Source organism: Aliidiomarina minuta (assembly GCF_003987145.1).
Taxonomy (GTDB): domain Bacteria; phylum Pseudomonadota; class Gammaproteobacteria; order Enterobacterales; family Alteromonadaceae; genus Aliidiomarina; species Aliidiomarina minuta.
On record NZ_PIPL01000001.1, the window covers coordinates 779,559 to 796,104 of the forward strand.

Annotated in this window: 11 protein-coding genes; 3 read left to right on the forward strand and 8 right to left on the reverse strand. The window is 44.0% G+C overall.

Translation table 11 applies throughout. The features are described from left to right. Window positions 1–40: 40 nt before the first annotated feature. Together CWE09_RS03720 and pgi are read right to left on the reverse strand one after the other, a co-directional pair. Window positions 41–1,189: a murein transglycosylase domain-containing protein gene (locus CWE09_RS03720; protein WP_241974296.1), complete on the reverse strand. Its 1,149-nt coding sequence runs from the start codon at window positions 1,187–1,189 to the stop codon at window positions 41–43. Further along, on the reverse strand, window positions 1,186–2,685 hold the full coding sequence (gene pgi / locus CWE09_RS03725) for a glucose-6-phosphate isomerase (RefSeq protein WP_126802667.1): 1,500 nt from the start codon (window positions 2,683–2,685) through the stop codon (window positions 1,186–1,188). The genes CWE09_RS03720 and pgi overlap by 4 nt, the downstream gene beginning before the upstream one ends. A 127-nt stretch (window positions 2,686–2,812) precedes the next feature. On the opposite strand from pgi, the gene CWE09_RS03730 reads away from it, so the two are divergent. Next, complete coding sequence (locus tag CWE09_RS03730; protein WP_126802668.1) at window positions 2,813–3,382, forward strand: YbhB/YbcL family Raf kinase inhibitor-like protein; 570 nt, start codon at window positions 2,813–2,815, stop codon at window positions 3,380–3,382. Window positions 3,383–3,425: 43 nt separating this feature from the next. Here the strand turns inward: CWE09_RS03730 and CWE09_RS03735 are convergent, their stop codons facing one another. Together CWE09_RS03735 and CWE09_RS03740 are read right to left on the reverse strand one after the other, a co-directional pair. Then, entirely contained in the window at window positions 3,426–3,785 is a 360-nt protein-coding gene (locus CWE09_RS03735; protein WP_126802669.1) for a helix-turn-helix domain-containing protein, read from the reverse strand. A gap of 11 nt (window positions 3,786–3,796) precedes the next feature. After that, window positions 3,797–4,144: a helix-turn-helix transcriptional regulator gene (locus tag CWE09_RS03740; RefSeq protein WP_157982804.1), complete on the reverse strand. Its 348-nt coding sequence runs from the start codon at window positions 4,142–4,144 to the stop codon at window positions 3,797–3,799. A 368-nt stretch (window positions 4,145–4,512) separates the two neighbouring features. Between CWE09_RS03740 and CWE09_RS03745 the strand changes: the two genes are divergently transcribed. After that, a complete protein-coding gene (locus tag CWE09_RS03745) occupies window positions 4,513–5,295 on the forward strand; it encodes an EAL domain-containing protein (protein ID WP_126802671.1) in 783 nt (260 codons plus the stop codon). Window positions 5,296–5,391: 96 nt separating this feature from the next. On the opposite strand, the gene CWE09_RS03750 is transcribed toward CWE09_RS03745, so the two are convergent. From CWE09_RS03750 to CWE09_RS03765, 4 genes are all read right to left on the reverse strand, one after another. Next, window positions 5,392–6,189 carry a hypothetical protein gene (locus CWE09_RS03750; protein WP_126802672.1) on the reverse strand — a complete coding sequence of 266 codons (798 nt, stop codon included), beginning with the start codon at window positions 6,187–6,189 and terminating at the stop codon, window positions 5,392–5,394. Between the two features lie 157 nt (window positions 6,190–6,346). Further along, window positions 6,347–7,492 (reverse strand): acetyltransferase domain-containing protein, encoded by a 1,146-nt coding sequence (locus tag CWE09_RS03755; protein WP_126802673.1) that lies wholly within the window; start codon window positions 7,490–7,492, stop codon window positions 6,347–6,349. Then, entirely contained in the window at window positions 7,482–9,590 is a 2,109-nt protein-coding gene (locus tag CWE09_RS03760; RefSeq protein ID WP_420807986.1) for a TonB-dependent siderophore receptor, read from the reverse strand. Before CWE09_RS03760 ends, CWE09_RS03755 begins: the two co-directional genes overlap by 11 nt. 99 nt (window positions 9,591–9,689) lie before the next feature. Continuing rightward, on the reverse strand, window positions 9,690–11,066 hold the full coding sequence (locus tag CWE09_RS03765) for a hypothetical protein (RefSeq protein ID WP_126802675.1): 1,377 nt from the start codon (window positions 11,064–11,066) through the stop codon (window positions 9,690–9,692). A 1,709-nt stretch (window positions 11,067–12,775) separates the two neighbouring features. Here CWE09_RS03765 and CWE09_RS03770 point away from each other — a divergent pair. After that, window positions 12,776–16,447 carry a hypothetical protein gene (locus CWE09_RS03770; RefSeq protein WP_126802676.1) on the forward strand — a complete coding sequence of 1,224 codons (3,672 nt, stop codon included), beginning with the start codon at window positions 12,776–12,778 and terminating at the stop codon, window positions 16,445–16,447. The last annotated feature ends 99 nt before the right edge of the window (window positions 16,448–16,546 follow it).

The following is a 16,546-nucleotide window of genomic DNA, read 5'->3' on the forward strand; positions in this document are numbered from 1 at the left end:
TCTCAACGGAGGGTGAGTTAGGTCCGGTTATCTTTACACTTTATTGATACTGATTCACCGCCTGCTGTACTTTCTCCAGATAACGACGGGTTTCCGCAAAGGGATGTGTCGTGGTCAAATGCTGGTAGACCTGATCCGGTGTCATGCTGTTAATGCGCCTCACTGCGGTTTCCCTGTCCGCGGAAAACGCCCGGAAAACATTACCTGCACCGCCGTTGTAGGCCGAAATCATGGCATAACGCCGACTCTGTGGGTTCAGTACCCGGGGTAAATAGAGATCATCCAGCAGGTATAAATAAGCACTGCCTATATCTATATTAAAGTCAGGCTGAAAGAGCTGCTGCCGCGTCGGTTCGCCCGCGATCTTTTTCACCTTTTCGAATACATCCCGCCCAGCTGTTGCCGGTACTACCTGCATCAGGCCAAAGGCATTAGCATGGCTGACTGCATAAGGATTGAAACTGCTTTCGACTTCAATCACCGCATAAACTAGCGCCGGCGACACTTGGTACTGCTGCGCAGAAGCTAAAACATATTCTGAAAACTGCAGCTGTCGCAGTTTAAGATGATTGTCTACCAAAGGCGTCTGGACTGCATAAATACGACGATCATCCAAAGATTGTTGTTGCAAGTGATTGGACACCAAATAGTCCGCAAACCTGTTGGCACGCCATTCATAACGTATGGGCTGTTGTTCATGATCCAACACCTGGCCCAGCAGGAAAGGCTCAGCGCCAGTCTGAGGCTGACGATCTGAGAAGATATCTTCAATACTAAGATCTTTAGGTGTTAATAAAGCCAGCTGAGTAGCCCGCTGCAACTGTTCACGTGGGTTCTCAGTGGCTATGGTTTCTACTCTCAAATACCCGCGCTCAAAGTCAACAATGGCCCGGGCCTGATAGTCATTACTGTATTTGACCAGGCGTTTATCTGATGAGACTTCTTTTTCGTCCTTGCCCCAGATACTTTCGATCAGTTGTTCCAGCGCTATTAAGAGTTCGCGCAGTTCTGCAACATCACGAAACACTTCCGAATCCGTATAGGGCTCGAGTTTTTCTTCCAGCACCGCACGCGCATGCTCCCGCGCACCAGTGCGGTCCGCAATCTCCAACCACTCCTGTTGGCTCAAGCCGCAACTGAATAAAAAGCCTGAGAGCATCAGCAGTGTGATACGAATTTTCTGGTTCAAGATTTCAGCTGAGCCTCAGTAGATTCATCGAATACCTGCTCCGATTTGCCCTGCATACGCAGCAGCATGTCTTCCGCTATTTTTTTGCCCCGCTCAACACCCGGCTGATCAAAAGAGTTAAGCTTCCACACTACACCCTGAATAAAGACTTTATGCTCATAAGCAGCCACCAGGGCACCAAAGGTTTCAGGCGTCAGCTCGTCAATAGCCAGTAGATTCGTTGGATTGTCACCCGGATAATGGTCCCGGGCCGATTCACCACGAAAACCAAACGCCATTAAACGGCGGTGTGCCAGGCAGTTGGCAACGGCCAGATCCTGTTGCCGGGCCAGACTTTGCTGCACAGACTCCGTGAATTTCGCCGCCTGCCGTTTACGCACCAGCACAAAGTCAGCGCTAAACTTGTCATAGCCCTGATGCAAATGCTGAAAAAAAGCATGCTGCCCGTTCGGCCCAAAACCACCCCAGATAATAGGCCCTGTCGGATAATCAATCGGATGGTCAGCAAAATCACATTGCTTACCATTGCTCTCCATATCCAGTTGTTGCAGATAACTGGGCAAATGTCGGAAGCGGCCGTCATAAGGCAGGATCGCCAAATTATTAATACCACGCTCTTCGCGGTTATATAAGCCTGTTATCGCCATGAGCATGGGGATATTCTGCAATAACGGTGCACTGGAAAAATGCTGATCCATATTGTGAGCTCCAGCCAACAGGCGCTCGAATACACGCAACCCACAGGTTGTAGCTATAGACAGGCCGATTGCTGACCACATCGAAAATCGACCGCCTACCGATTGACTGAAAGTAATCTGATGCGCAGGCGGTATGCCGTAGTCCGACATTCTTTGTGGATTGGCCGACAACCCGATCATATGGTTTTGCAGCCAGTCTGTTACCGTTTTGCCTACATTAGCAAAAGCAGGCTTTATCCATTCGCGTACCGTATCAACATTAGCGAAAGTATCTATAGTGCCAAAAGACTTGGAAGCCACAATAAACAACGTAGTTTCAGGATCAACAATGGGTAGTACCGCATACAACTGGCCGCCATCCATAGAAGATACGAAATGAGTCTGGATCCGGTGCTGTTGCACATCGCTGGCAAATTCAGCCAGTGCAAAGCTGGTCATCAGTGGCCCTAAATCTGAGCCCCCTACGCCTATGTTCACGATATCCGTAATAGGTTTTCCGGTTGCACCTAACCAATTACCACTACGAAGTTTGCGTACAATCGTCGCAAACTTCGAGGTTTTCACGTCTTTTACAACTGACTCTACTGAGCGACTTAATACATGGCTGACACTGCGTCCCTCGCTGGGGTTTTGAAAACTGCCACTGAGCAACTGTTCACGAAGCTCGTCAAAATTAGCCGGAAGCCTCTTTTTCACATAGTTTTCAATAGTTTCAGGAGCTAAAAACTGATAACTCCAATCCAGCTGCAAACCATCCAAATGGGCCTTTCTCAACGGCGTATTGAGTTCCTTGTTCATGGGTTTTCCTTGTGGCAGGTAAATACTGATTGTTAGGCAAACATTAGCATAATCACCCAAAGTAGTCAGCTGAGTGGTCTACACTAATAACTGACTTCAGACCTTTATCATGAATAGGAGATCTAATATGCATAAATTGCTTATCGCATCCTGTTTCACTGCACTCACAGTCGCATCCCTCAGTAGTGCCAGTGCAAATGAATTCAGATTATACAGTCCGGACGTCGAAAGTGACGGTGAAATTGATTCATCTTTTGAATATGATGGTTTTGGTTGCAGTGGTGATAACCAATCTCCTGAATTACGTTGGGAAAATCCGCCTCCTGGTACCCGCAGTTTTGCAATTAGCGTCCATGACCCTGATGCCCCGACGGGCTCAGGCTGGTGGCACTGGCGTGTGATTAATATCCCCAGTGATGTAGACCACCTGGCAGCAAACGCTGGCGCCCCAGACGGTAGCAACATGCACGAAGATGCAGTTCAGATACGCAACGATTACGGTGATAAAGGCTGGGGAGGACTTTGTCCACCAGCCCATGGCGAACCTCATCGTTATACCTTCACAGTCCACGCGCTGGATGTCGAAACCTTAGATGTACCCGATGACGCTTCGCCCGCTATGGCAGGCTTTATGATTCATCAGCATCGCATTCATGAGGCTGGATTCATGGCTACCTATACGCGTTACGAAGACTAATACAGATGGCTAACGGGTGGTTTACTTTGCAATCAGCCATCCGTTAGTCATCTTTTACGTTTTCAGACAGCGATTTTGCGATATCAATAAAGAACTGAACATGCTTAAGCTCCAGGTTGGGTATCTCTTTCACATGTTGCGAAGGACTATAGTCAGGGGTTAACCCTATTTTTGGAATTTCTTCGCCGGACAGATAGCGGACGAAGTCCACCAGCGAAATTTCCAGTGCGTCACATATCTTAAAGACCAGAAGCAAAGATGGTCGTTGCTCGCCTGCTTCAATACGCGAGATCGTAGACGCCTCAGTGGATGCAAGTAAAGCCAATTCCCTGATTGAAATCCTTTTCTTACTGCGAAGTTTTTTTAGCGTAAAACCTGTTTGATCGTTTAACGATTTATTCAGAACTTTGTACCTTAAATTTGCAGTCTGATTTTCATTATATCGACTATATCCTTAAAAACTTTCTTATTCACTGGCGCGAGCCTTGCGTAATACATATCCATCTCAGCAAGCTTAGCTTCGAGTTTATCTTCAGATCTCAGATCAGCCCCCACGTTATCGGTTGTTATATCCGCAAAAAAATCACTGCCAGAGAGTCCAACAGCATCAACAAGCGTTAATGCCAACTCAAAAGAGGGAATCTGCGTTCCCTGCTCAATACGGCTGATAGTCGCACCGCTGACTCCAGCTTTTAGTCCCAGTTGCTGTTGCGACAAGCCTAAGTTCTTACGAATATTATATAACTTATTTCGAAACTGCATATGTTGACTCTGCTCCCCTGTCTTTTGCTCTCCCCGCATTACATAAAAGTATATTGCAGAAAACCTCTTCTGTTGATATTGTTGCGAAAACGTAATTAATTAATGTTAAATTACTTTTTAGCAACACCCCTGAAACACTGAAGTACAGGATCCGCAAATTAACTATCAAGGAGTAAAAAATGAGTGCGGTCACCTCACAATCTAACCAAATCCATAAATTTCACTACCTAAATTCAGCTCATATTTCTTATCTGTCCCCACTCCCGAGATTACGCCACCCATGTCCGGAAAGATCTGAAATTTACATTCCGGTACCCAGGGTAAATTTAGCAACGCTGGACTCTGGCATTTAAAAAGGCGAGCTCAGTGTGAACTTAAATATCATAGAAAACTTCAGAAACGACTTAAGACACCATTTGATTCCCCTGCATTATCAAACGGTTATTAATTATCAGGAAAACAGCGTCTTCAGCATGGAGGCCTTATTAAACTGGTCAAAAATCAAGGAATATGACGTATCTTTAGAAGCACTGATAAGCGAAGTTGAAACCAACGAAACACTTTGCCTGGAATTGGACCGCTATGTGGCTACAACTGCTTTGCATGAGTTTAACAGTATATGCACTGAGTATCCTTACTCAGGCTCGATCTCCATTAATATATGCCCACGCAGTCTTGAGACTTTAGACTTTGTCGATTTTTTAAAAGACCTCATACAGTCATTAAATAAGATGCAATTTTCCAGGCTTATAATTGAAATAACAGAACGAAATGAATGGCTGCATCCTGCTTTGATTCTGGAGAATATAAAAAGATTAAGAAAAATGGGCGTTCAGGTTGCTGTAGATGATTTTATTACCGGTTATTCCAACTTTGGAACTTTACTGAATGAAGATGTGCGAATAGTAAAACTCGATAAATCGCTGACGGCGCGTCTGCTAACTGACAAAATGGTGCGCAAATTCTTTTCGTCATTCTATGCATTAAGCCAACAACTCGGTAAAGAGGTCATTGTCGAAGGTGTGGAAAAGATAGAGCAGGCTTTGATTTTACGTTCCGAGGGCTATGCCCTATTGCAAGGCTACTACTTCTCAAGACCTATGAAAAAAGAACTTATGGTGAGGTATTTAAAAGGGCTTGAGAGTGTTTAGTATCGACAACGAAAGCATAAAAAAGAGTGACACCACCTAGACCTGGTGTCACTCTTTTTTTCCTAAGTTTCATATCAATGACCTTCTATTGGAATCTCAATCTATTGGAATCTCAATGGGACACCGCTCACAGGTCTGCCAGGAACCTTCAATAGGATTAGCCCCCGACCACTCTCGATAATTAAAAGTTCGATATTCAGACTCTACTGAATCCTCAATCTCAATTCGAATTTGAATTTGAATATAATTTGGGCCGCCATGGTAAATCCCAGCTTCATGAATGGCCTGGGTAGCTCCAGTGGATAAAGCTGCCCCCCCGCTGCCCCAATTAAGAGCCCGTGGTCGAGTGACTGTAATAACTTCATCTACTTCGGAACGGTCATCGCCATCACTTAAGATTACAACCTGTGTTTCCGCAAGTTGCTGCTCAGCGCCTTTAAATTCAACAAGCCGAAAGTAATTGTCAATTACCGCGTCAACCTCATGCGGTTGTAACCACAAGGCATCAGCTAATTTCTTCTGCCTGCTTTTTAACTTAGCCTCCAGTCGCTGTTCTAATTTCGCTGGGATAGCCTCACCCCGGTCAAAATATGAAAAGGCATCCATATAAACTTGTGTTTTGTATATCGGTTTTCCTTCAACGATCGGCTTCCCTTCGTTAAGCGCCTGATGGATTACCGATACAAAGTGATGATAACGACGCAAATCACTTATACCTAGAAGATGAGCGTAATTCTGTAGTCGTTGACAGGTCTGTGCTCCAGAAACCGATTGATTACACTGCGATTCCAAATCCTGCAGAGTCGTTGGATCATGTATTTCCGCCTGAGCACTATGCATAGCAAGGGTAAACAGACTAACTGGCAGCGATATGGTGAGTATCTTACTAATCATTTTGAACTTCCTTATTAACTTAACTTTTAGTAAGTAGCTCAAAAAGCATACAGGGAGAAATAACAGAAGTCGAGGTCACTGTCGAAGGCGTAGAAAAAATAGAGCAGGCTCTGATTAAGTTAACTACGCCGTATCCCGGCGCAGTTAACCTGTGTTCTCAGAGGTATTTCAGCCAGGCCTGCTGGCTTTTGCGTTTATAGGCATTAAAAATACGGGTCGGTTTATACAGGGCGATCGCTAACACAGCGCTTATCAGCCAAATATAACCTATATGATCAACGCCAAAATAGATGCCTTTGTTAGTGCCCCAGATAGTGACCGCAATGCAATACAAAGCCAGCAATACATATAAATGCAACACATAAAAGAACATAGGTGCCCCACCATAACTCGCCAGAATATTGTTTAAACGACTGTTAAAACGTTCCAGCAAATACAAACCGGCAAACATGCCCGCCAGAGTTATTAGCAGGAAGTTCAGTGACGGCGGATACTTGGTAATATTAAAGAAAGACATCAGGCTGTCATTCACACCGCTATATAGCTGCCACGGCTGAGTTTCACCATATAGATTAAAACCTCTTAAAACGACAAAAAGCGCTGCACAGGCAATGGCTGTGATCGCTAAGTAGCGCTGCCGCTTAGCGGCTTCCATTGCCCGGCCATAGAGAGGACCCGCCGCGTATCCCAGCAGAATCACACCAATCCAGGGCAGAACCGGGTAACTGACTCGAATCGTCAAGCTATCACTTTGCCATAAATTGCCCCGATCATGCAGTATGGTCCACAGACTATAACCCCACTGCCCCGGCTCAAAGTTGATCACATCCAATGCATTATGCCCCGCCACCAGCAAACCACCGACGGTAAACAATAACCAGCGCGGCCAGCTGACACAGCAAGCCAGTGCCAGCATGCACAGTCCTATCGCCCAGATAACCTGCAGCCAGATAGTGTCGTAACTGCCCAACCAGGAAAATGTGATCAAAGTAACTTCAAGCACAATCAGAAACAGGCCGCGACGCCAGAGGAAGTCGCGGGTTTTGTGATGATCATGGCCTCGTGACTGGCTGAACAGCCAGGCCGATAAACCGGTCAGAAATATAAAGGCTGGTGCGCAGAAATGGGCCGCAAAACGACTCCAGAATAGAGGACCATTCGTGTCGGCAATCACCATAGGATCGCTGACCTGTGCATGTAAAAAGAAACGTTCACGTACATGGTCAACCAGCATCAGTAAAATCACCAGCCCGCGCATAGCGTCGATGCTGTTAATACGTTTTTTAAGTTGTTCAGAAGTCATAACGAAGGCTCACTGAGAATTGTCGTGGTGCGCCCGGAGTCGTCCACATGGCAGCATAAGAGTTTGCGATATAGTGGGCATTAAAAAGGTTGTCGACATTAACCTGCAGCAACCATGAGTCACTCAAGCGCTGGCCGTAGAACACATCCACAAGTGTATATGCTGGAAGCCGATAACCGGGCCGCACGGTATCGCCGAGTCGTTCGTCAACATACCGCACCCGGGTACCCAGGTGACCATCAATAGCAAAACGTTGCAGGTAATGTTTTATATAAAGATTGGCGGTATGGCGTGGCACGTTAATCAGCGGACTGCCTTTGGGAATGGTAATGCCCCAATCCAGGTTCACCATTTCATTACTGGTTTTTGTGTCCAGAAAAGCATAAGCCAGCCGTAATTCGGTATCTGCACCCAATGATGTCGTCAGGTCAAGTTCCAGCCCACGACTTGAAGCCGCTCCCAGTGAGGCTGGGAATCCAACGTTAACCGGATCCGAAGTCAGAATATTGGTTTTAGTCGCATCAAAAAGCGCTCCGTTAAGTGCCCAATCACCACGCTTCCACTTAAAACCCATTTCAAAGGATTCGCTTTCTTCCGGGTCAAAACCATTGCCCGCTGCATCGGTACCACTGAGCGGTAAAAAGCCCTCCGAATAACTGGCATACAGGTTCAGCTCAGGGTTTGCTTTAAACAGCAAACCTGCCCGTGGACTCAGACGTTGGTCACGCTGTTCTGAAAACACCCCATTAATCTGCTCTTCCATGCTTTGCTCAAAGTCATCCAGGCGCAGCCCCAGCAGGCCGTCCCAACGCTCACTGATAGCAAACTGGTTCTGGACATACACACCCCAGGCCTGCTGGGTTTCAAAGTTGGCATACAAAGGAACAGGCACAGGTTCGGGTTGATCACGATATACCGGCTCAAAAATATCGATTTCATACTCACCCGCTTCGGGCCTTACCCGGGCCAGCATGGTATAAAGCTCATAATCGTATGCATCCGCGCCTAGCAGAATATTGTGTGTAGTACCCAATGCATTGAGACTGCCGCTAAGCTCCCAGCGCAACGAGGTGTCTTCGGAATGGTAATCACGATAACGACGCTGACGGGTTAAAGTACGGCCATCTGTAAATAACTGCTGGCGAGCTGGAGCCAGTTCAGCATCGGAGGAATAACCGCTTAATTCAGAACTCCGATGACTAATACCGCCGGCCGTAAACCAACCATTATTAAGGCGATGCTCAAGTGTCAATTGATGACCACGTGCGCTTATTTCTGTCGGCCCATCGGCAGGTTCACCTAGATAACGTTCACGAGGTATGGTTTTGGTATCGTTGTCTAATACCACGATACCGCGGTCAAATAACTGCGACTGTTGCAGATACTCAAATTCGTATAACAGCGCCGTATTATCTGCAAGCTGCCAACGTACAGAAGGGGTTATCACCTTTTTTTCACTGTTTACATAATCTCTGAAACTGCCGTGGTCCTGCCAGGCACCATTAATCCGAAAGGCCACATCATCGCTGATGCCGCGGGTATAATCACCTTCCAGTCGATAACGGTCATTGCTGCCAGCCGACAGTTTCAGATAACCTTCAGGGGCATATTGAGGCTTGCGCGTAGTGATATTGATAATGCCGCCCGGATCAGAACGGCCATATAAAGCTGAGCCCGGCCCTTTCAGTATTTCTACGTATTCGATGTTAGAAACATCGCGATGCCCACTAAACCCACGCCCGCCATCAAAGCCATTGATCAGATAACCCGACGGCATATTTTCATTGCCCGGAAAACCACGCAGTGAATAACTGTCCCACAAACTGCCGCCATCATTTTGCAGAGCAATAGATGGTGAGAAACTTAGCAGGTCCTGAAGACGGGAAATATTAGTGTCCGCAATAAAATCACGATCCAGCGAGTCTATCGCCTGAGGCAAATCCCGTGTTGCGACATTGCCGCGGTATGGTTGGTGATAAACCACATGCAGTCGTTCATAATTTTCTTCAGCTTCTTCACCGTTCTTTTCTTCCGTCTGTGCAGAAGCTGCACTGGCTGAAAAAATCGCAATATGGACTACAACCCAAACCGGGCTCACACATTGGCGTCTAAAAGGCATCTTCCTGATCACTTATGAGTAATGTTATATCGTAACATTATCTCGACCGTGAACCGATTTTGCAAGTGAAAATAGTTGTTATTTCAATGGCTTCCCACTGGCTCGCATGATCTGAACCAAGGAGTAGTTTTCTGCGCTTTCCTGTACAAGGGTTTTAGTGTCCTCATCAAGTGCTGTCATCAACTCCTGAAAATAGGCGATCAGCTGCCCCGCTTCTTTTATGCGGGGGGCGAGCACCTGCCGTGTATCTTCAAAGTGCTGGCACTTCCAGTTCGCCCACTGATGCGCTTCACGGAAAAAAATATCCGCCATGCGCAGATAGGCAAGAGGTTGCAACTGCTGGTATTCATGATACAAAAGAAAAGCGTTCCACTGCCGTTTACCCTCTTCGCTGATCACCTCACCCGGCCCTTCAAGCAGCATGTAATGTTCAAAATAAAACTGGTTCTTCTGTGCTAGTCGCTGCCAGTTCAACTTTTCAGGTTCACTACTTTTTGCTATCCGGCTTATCAGTTCAGATTGCTGATAGAAACGAAACTTATATAACAGCTGTTGCCGCATCCAGCTGGTAAATGCTTTGTCGTCTTCCTGTGACTCTATGGCCTGTTCACAGGCCTCTATCAAAGGCAAAGAGACATATTCAAAGTCATCCTCTGAAGCTTTCACCTCTTTTTGTAACTGAATAAATTCAGGATGCAGCTTTAACGGGCGCAGGCTTTCATCAGCCAAAAACTCAGCAATATGCGCTGAACGGTAATGAAAAGCCTTCTTACAGCAGTCAATCGCCTGCTCCGGCTGGCCTGCCTGAACATAGAGCTGTGCCGCATGGTATAACATTTCCGGGTGCAACCAGCTAAACAACGGAAAGCGCTGAAACAGACTCAGTCCTTTTTTCAGATGCGCTTCCTGGTGATCGTCCTGAAAGGCTTCAGTGCACCACTTCAGGTAAACAGACACCAACCTGTAAAGCTGTAGGTTGGTACGCTGCATAGCCCACCTGGCAGCGAAGTCTTCAGTCAGCCACTGACCCAGGCACACAAGGTTCTCTGTCAGGCTACCGCTAAAGTCTCCCGGCAGTAATGGCGACTTTCTTTTTTCTTCCTGCTCTGCTTTTTCCCGGATCGCTAAGCACCTATCAGCCTCGTCTTTGATTTCTTTGCCACGTAAAACACGCACCTGGGACTGGTCTTGCTGAGGACGCAAAGTTACCAGAATGCGCATCTCACCGTCTTTATCTTCCGCGGTGTCTTCATCCAGTACTTTAAAGGTTTTCACATCCGGCCCTGCAACCGGCACTAAAGTGATTGGCTTCCCCTGCAGTTTATATAGCTGACCGTCGCCGATGAAATAGAAATGACTGTGTTTGCCAATACGCTTGAATTTACCTGGCTTAACAGCAATGACCTGGTCACCTACGACCACATGATTGGCGTCAGCAATACAATAAGGCTTCACTTTTAACGTTTCAGGGTCGAGATCAGGAAACAGGGTTCTACCCAGATTTTACGGACACATCCAAAAAGAGGCATCATGTAACTCTTCCTGAGAAGGTATAGAGTCACTTGCTTTAGCCACCGAAGGATTCGAAGTAAGAAGAAAAACAACGCAGAACAACAAAAGACTAATCTTCATTCTTACCTCGCTTTCTAATAGAAACATGACTGCTTGCCTGTATTTATCATTTTTTCCAAGTGCTCCACAAATACCTAATAATGAGCCAGAATATATAATTCATCGCGGCAAATATAGGTACGTAAATAAAATATAATACTTCAAACAAAGTCCCTGCAGATTCAGGATAAAGAAGAGGGATAGATGTTATAAACACTATAGGTAGTATAACTCCAACTATGACGGCTATTCTTTTATTGAACAGCTGCAAAATACATGCGGAAAAAAACGGAACTACTATTAAAAAAATAACCATTGCAAACATTCTATTTCTCCTTGTCAATGATTGCTATAAAGTGCCCTCCCTGCATGGGCACACAGTTGTCAGATCCAGGTGGATTTATTTCCCTATACTGTTAAAGAAAGCCGAGAAGGCCCTCCCACCCCAGTAAGGTGAATGCAACTGTGGATACCCCCAAAGCGACAGAAACGTATACATTCATCTTTTTGACTTCACTCCAAAAGATGAACGCAAACACAGTTACAAAGTGGATGTAGGACACATAAATAAACAGCTGCCAAAATTGGTTAGGAACGCTGTCCAGGCGTGATAGAAAAATCGCAGTAACGAAATCCAAGGGCCATTAGAAACCCCACATCACTGGATACCATTTTCATATATAACTCCTTGTTATATTTGCATTCATCCATAGTGTTAACCTACATGGGGGATTGGCATCTTTCAACCTGAACTTAACAACTCTTTAACTATTTGAATGCTTTTGTAAGTTTGGCAGAAGCATCCGAAAAAATATCTCCGGGTAAGTTCGAGCTGAATATAGCGGTAACCTTCAACCGACAGAGAAATTTTCAAGTCACCTTGCTAATTAAACAACAGTGGTTTTTTTCGACTGAAAAATGGGCATAAAAAAGACGCCGAAGCGTCTGGGGCTGTTAGTTGTGCTGAGGGCTTTATGGCAGGCATAGCCTGCGCTACGGTTTCATGGCAAGTGTGGCCTGCCCTACGTGAAAACAATTAAGAAATGGTGCCCGGGGCCGGACTTGAACCGGCACGATCTTACGATCGAGGGATTTTAAATCTCGTGTCATTAAAAATACATATTGTCAAATCAATGACTTACAGAAGGCATTTAAAACTTAAACAGTAACTTAAACACCTGCCCCCTAATTTATAGCTCTCCTACTCAGGTAAAGCTGACAAAAACAACATGAAATCAAACATACACAGTTATAAAAATTCCTGGATTTGCATTGTAGACACAAGGGATTTTTAGTGATTAAGTAGATTTCAATACTCACATAGAAAATATGACGCCGTAAAAAAGTTACTTACGTGTATTAATCTGGCACTTTTTATAAAAATCGCTGACTAATCCTGAACGCCAGCTTTCAGCAAAACTCGGACTGATGAACCCAACTGTCCACATAAGTTATCCTAGGCTATTTCCTTTAAAGTGAAGATGAACTAGTAATTTATTCATGGCATACCAGTAACTGGATAAAATAAGAACAACAATGATAGAGGGATTTTGATGGTTAATCTGCAGTCAGAGTTATGTAGAGATGGGGGGCGGTATCTATCTTCATTTAGGCGCAAAGAGTTAATAGCTATTGCGGCAGGCTTACTGACACTTCCAAGACTTTCAGCAAATTCGATAAGGTGTGAAACCCTTGTGCATCTTGCTGTTGCTTATGCGAGAGGAAATAAACAGCCAAACAGAACGACTCTGAAGACTGTTCTTAATGACTTAATGGGCAACACTCAAATTGCAATGATTGAAGATCCTCAAGAGGATGTTTTCGTTTCAAATATTCTAACAGAGAATGGAGACCTTAGAGTGTTTAATGCTCTTTGGGAAGCAAATGACTACTTTATTCAAGCCCTGATTGATATTGTAGATCGCTATCAGGTTCCTGATAGCCTCCAAAACATAAAAGAAAGCTGTATATCTTTACTCAAATTGAGTGAGGAAGTTGCTTCACGATCAGGGTTAAGTCGAAACGCCAGCGAAGATTCGACGGATAAAGAGTATATCAACGTCCCTAAAACAGGTGAATACAGCTCATTATCAAAACGAGTAACTTTTACTCGTGATGAAATGAACGACTTGGGCGTAACAATTGAATCCATTGATCCGTTTATTATTTCTGACGAAAACATATTCGAACTGAAGCAATCGATAGTTGGAAATTCAGTTTTAGAAAGAAAACCAATTGTCAAAATCGACGATAGCTATATCCTCGCAATTCCAAGCGCCGTGGGAATAGCAATAAGATATCATTTCCTATCTGGATGTAAATCAAATGAAAACTTAGCTGTTTTTTCTAAAGTATTGGCAAAATACCAATCGGAACAGTTGACAGACGAAATCCTTCATGAATTCAAAGGTGTTTTTGAGTCGATAAGACCAGAATTACCCGCCATTGAAAACATGCCTTCAATGCATGCACTCCTATTAAAGAACAATTCAGGAAACTACCTTCATTCGATAATTATACATGATGAACTCCATGAAATTATTGATGATGGTATTGGTAGTTTTCATAAACTTTCCGAAGATCAGGTTGCAGCTATTCGTACGTACTTTCAAGAAATTGCTGAATACTGCAGATCACAGGATGATTTTGTATCGGGCTTATCAGTCACTACACATGGAGGACTTGGTAGAGGGTATAATCTAGGGTTTGACAGCTGGCCAGAGAACTGGGGATTTTCCGCTATAGGTTTGAATGACCTACTCCTGTTAAGTAACTCAAAAAGCAAGCCTTTAGAAGAGTTTCTCCAATGCATAAAGCAAAAAGAATGGATGGAAGACGAAGGAGTAAAATTAAGTAATATAAATGGGGATTTAAATTACTTTTCTTTCTGGAGGGAAGGTGAATATAAGTGCGCCCCTGACAACATTGAAATTTCAGAAAATAGTTTTATATCCTTATACACAGATTTTGTGTTTTCGATTAGAAAAGATCTGAGAATAGAGACCGACAAGCACAGTGTAGAATATATCGACGGCAATTGGATAAGGGTTGAGCGATTAACAAAAGACTCTTTTTATGCAGGGATGAAAAGTAAACCTATATATGCTTCCGTTAATCACATAGCTAATGGAATTCTAAATGGTCTTATTGAATCCGATTTTGTTAATCTTTGGTTTGGGGCTGAATTCTCAGATGAGACCGCGGATAGAGAATTAATCTACGAATGGTGGTCTGGTTTCATTGGTGTACTTGAAGAAACCCTTAGCTATATCTCTTCAAACATCAAATTTGAGAATATCTATTCTTTGCAGGTGATTATTGATTATTCAAACATTATTCCAAGGGATCAAATTGATGTAGAGTCACAGGATAACAGAAGTGCAAATGTCTTCTGGGGTCCTGACGTCTGTAGGATAACCCTTGAATCAAACTTTATGGCTAACTTTTCCCAAGTTGAGAATACGGGAGAAAAGTTAGTTGTTGATCTAATCCTATGCTCTTTGGCAGAGTTTCTGAGTGAGAAAGGCAATGATATTTATGAGCATATCGACAACGCTATAAATCATGTCTTAGGCGATTCAGCTGTTCGGATCATTCACATATTTAGGTCATATGATGCCGTTGAATTCCTACTGCACAACGCTTCTCTAAAGCCAAAGTTTGTTGATAAGAAGAGAACAACGTTTGAGCGTATTCGCACAAGTAAGTCTCTGGGATTATCCGACCAAGAGATCGAAGGAAATGGTAATTGTGTTGATATCCTAAACAGTATTGTTAGTGAAATATGGGCAAGAATTAAATCAATGTTGTCCCAAATAAACAAAAGGTCCATGTTAAGTGAGCTAGTTTCACTGGTTAACTCTATAGAGCAAGATCGAGAACAATGGAAGAGAACAGCAAGAGCAGTCTTCGCAATTTACTCAAAGCATGACGATGTTATTCGAGTGGCTCGCGAGAGAGAGTCTGATAGGAGTTTGACCTCTCTATGTTTACGCTCATTAGTTGAAATGTCGTTATGCGAGTGTCCTGATGATGACTCTGGAATACCTGTGAATAACAGCACTATTGATGACTTACTCTCTCTAACTTCTCTACTGGTCAGCACAGCTTCCGATTCTGATGCTATTCACTGGGGTCTTGTGGCTCCAAAACTTAATTTCAATATGAATGGCACATATTTCATACCCACAGAAGTGATGGAAGAAATGCTTTTGCCTTACTTTTCAGGGCACTTTGGGGTTCAATTTGGTGGAGCAGTTGACGATTACGAAGATCTCTACAATCAAAAGCAGGTTAATAAGTCAGCGATTCAGGAAGGTGTTTGGGGTGAGGATTTTGATAATGCGTTACGTGCTGAATATGGTCTACTAGCCCATCATATTGTTGAGTGTTGGGCAGAGCTTGTCGATTTGCATGTTGAGACATCTGAACCTGTGATCATAATCGATTTGGAAGACTTAATTCTCCGTATTGGAGAAAACAGAAACTTAGAAAAGGGTATTGTGAGACGGTTTTTCGAGGCGTTCACATTACATCCAAGGAATGAATGGTCTGAGCTACCCGAAGGGTATTCCTTTAGAGATATAGCACCTTGGAAGTTTAAAAGAAGGTTAAGCTGCTTGGTTAAACCTATTCTTCAGCTTAGTGACGATGAGGTTTTTCTAAGTCTCTCACTTGTTCGCCTTGGATTACCCTACTTTCTAAATCGAGCAAAAGAAGGTGAATTCAATACGGAATTTTTTAGTTCTGCGGTGATGCGTAGTTATGTCGGCTCTATGGTAGAAAAAAGAGGAGCCGATTTCACCGAGTTAGTTGCTTCAAATCTTGAAGCTCAGGGTTGGTCTGTCAGGAAAGAAGTTTTGATGACAACTGTGGGGGCGCCTCAAGAGCTTGGTGATATAGATGTATTGGCGTTTAAAGACGGCATAATGCTTATTCTCGAATGTAAAAAGCTCCAAATGGCTAAGACTGTCTCCGAAATTGCAGATGTATGTAATAGGTTTAGAGGGGAGGAAAAAGATGAACTTAGAAAACACTTAAATCGTGTTAGTTGGTCTACCGATAATCTAACAATTCTCTTGCAGCGGCTCAATTATAGAGAAGATGTTATATTTGTAAGAAATGCTCTGCTGACAAGTACCGAAATGCCAATGAAATATAAGAAGGATTTACCGATAGCGAGCAAAGATATTGTCTCTTTCAGAGAGCTTGAAAGTTGGCTATAGACATTAGATTTTCGTGGGGGCAATCCACTTAACTTAATGCCAGCTTTTGCCACTGAGCTGATTACTAGATCTAACCGATTTCCATAGTTAAATTTTTGC

Excerpts from the sequence above, each read along its gene's own strand:
- pgi (WP_126802667.1), bottom strand. The coding sequence starts at position 2,685 with ATGAACAAGGAACTCAATACGCCGTTGAGAAAGGCCCATTTGGATGGT.
- CWE09_RS03730 (WP_126802668.1), top strand. The coding sequence starts at position 2,813 with ATGCATAAATTGCTTATCGCATCCTGTTTCACTGCACTCACAGTCGCA.
- CWE09_RS03740 (WP_157982804.1), bottom strand. The coding sequence starts at position 4,144 with ATGCAGTTTCGAAATAAGTTATATAATATTCGTAAGAACTTAGGCTTG.
- CWE09_RS03750 (WP_126802672.1), bottom strand. The coding sequence starts at position 6,189 with ATGATTAGTAAGATACTCACCATATCGCTGCCAGTTAGTCTGTTTACC.
- CWE09_RS03755 (WP_126802673.1), bottom strand. The coding sequence starts at position 7,492 with ATGACTTCTGAACAACTTAAAAAACGTATTAACAGCATCGACGCTATG.
- CWE09_RS03770 (WP_126802676.1), top strand. The coding sequence starts at position 12,776 with ATGGTTAATCTGCAGTCAGAGTTATGTAGAGATGGGGGGCGGTATCTA.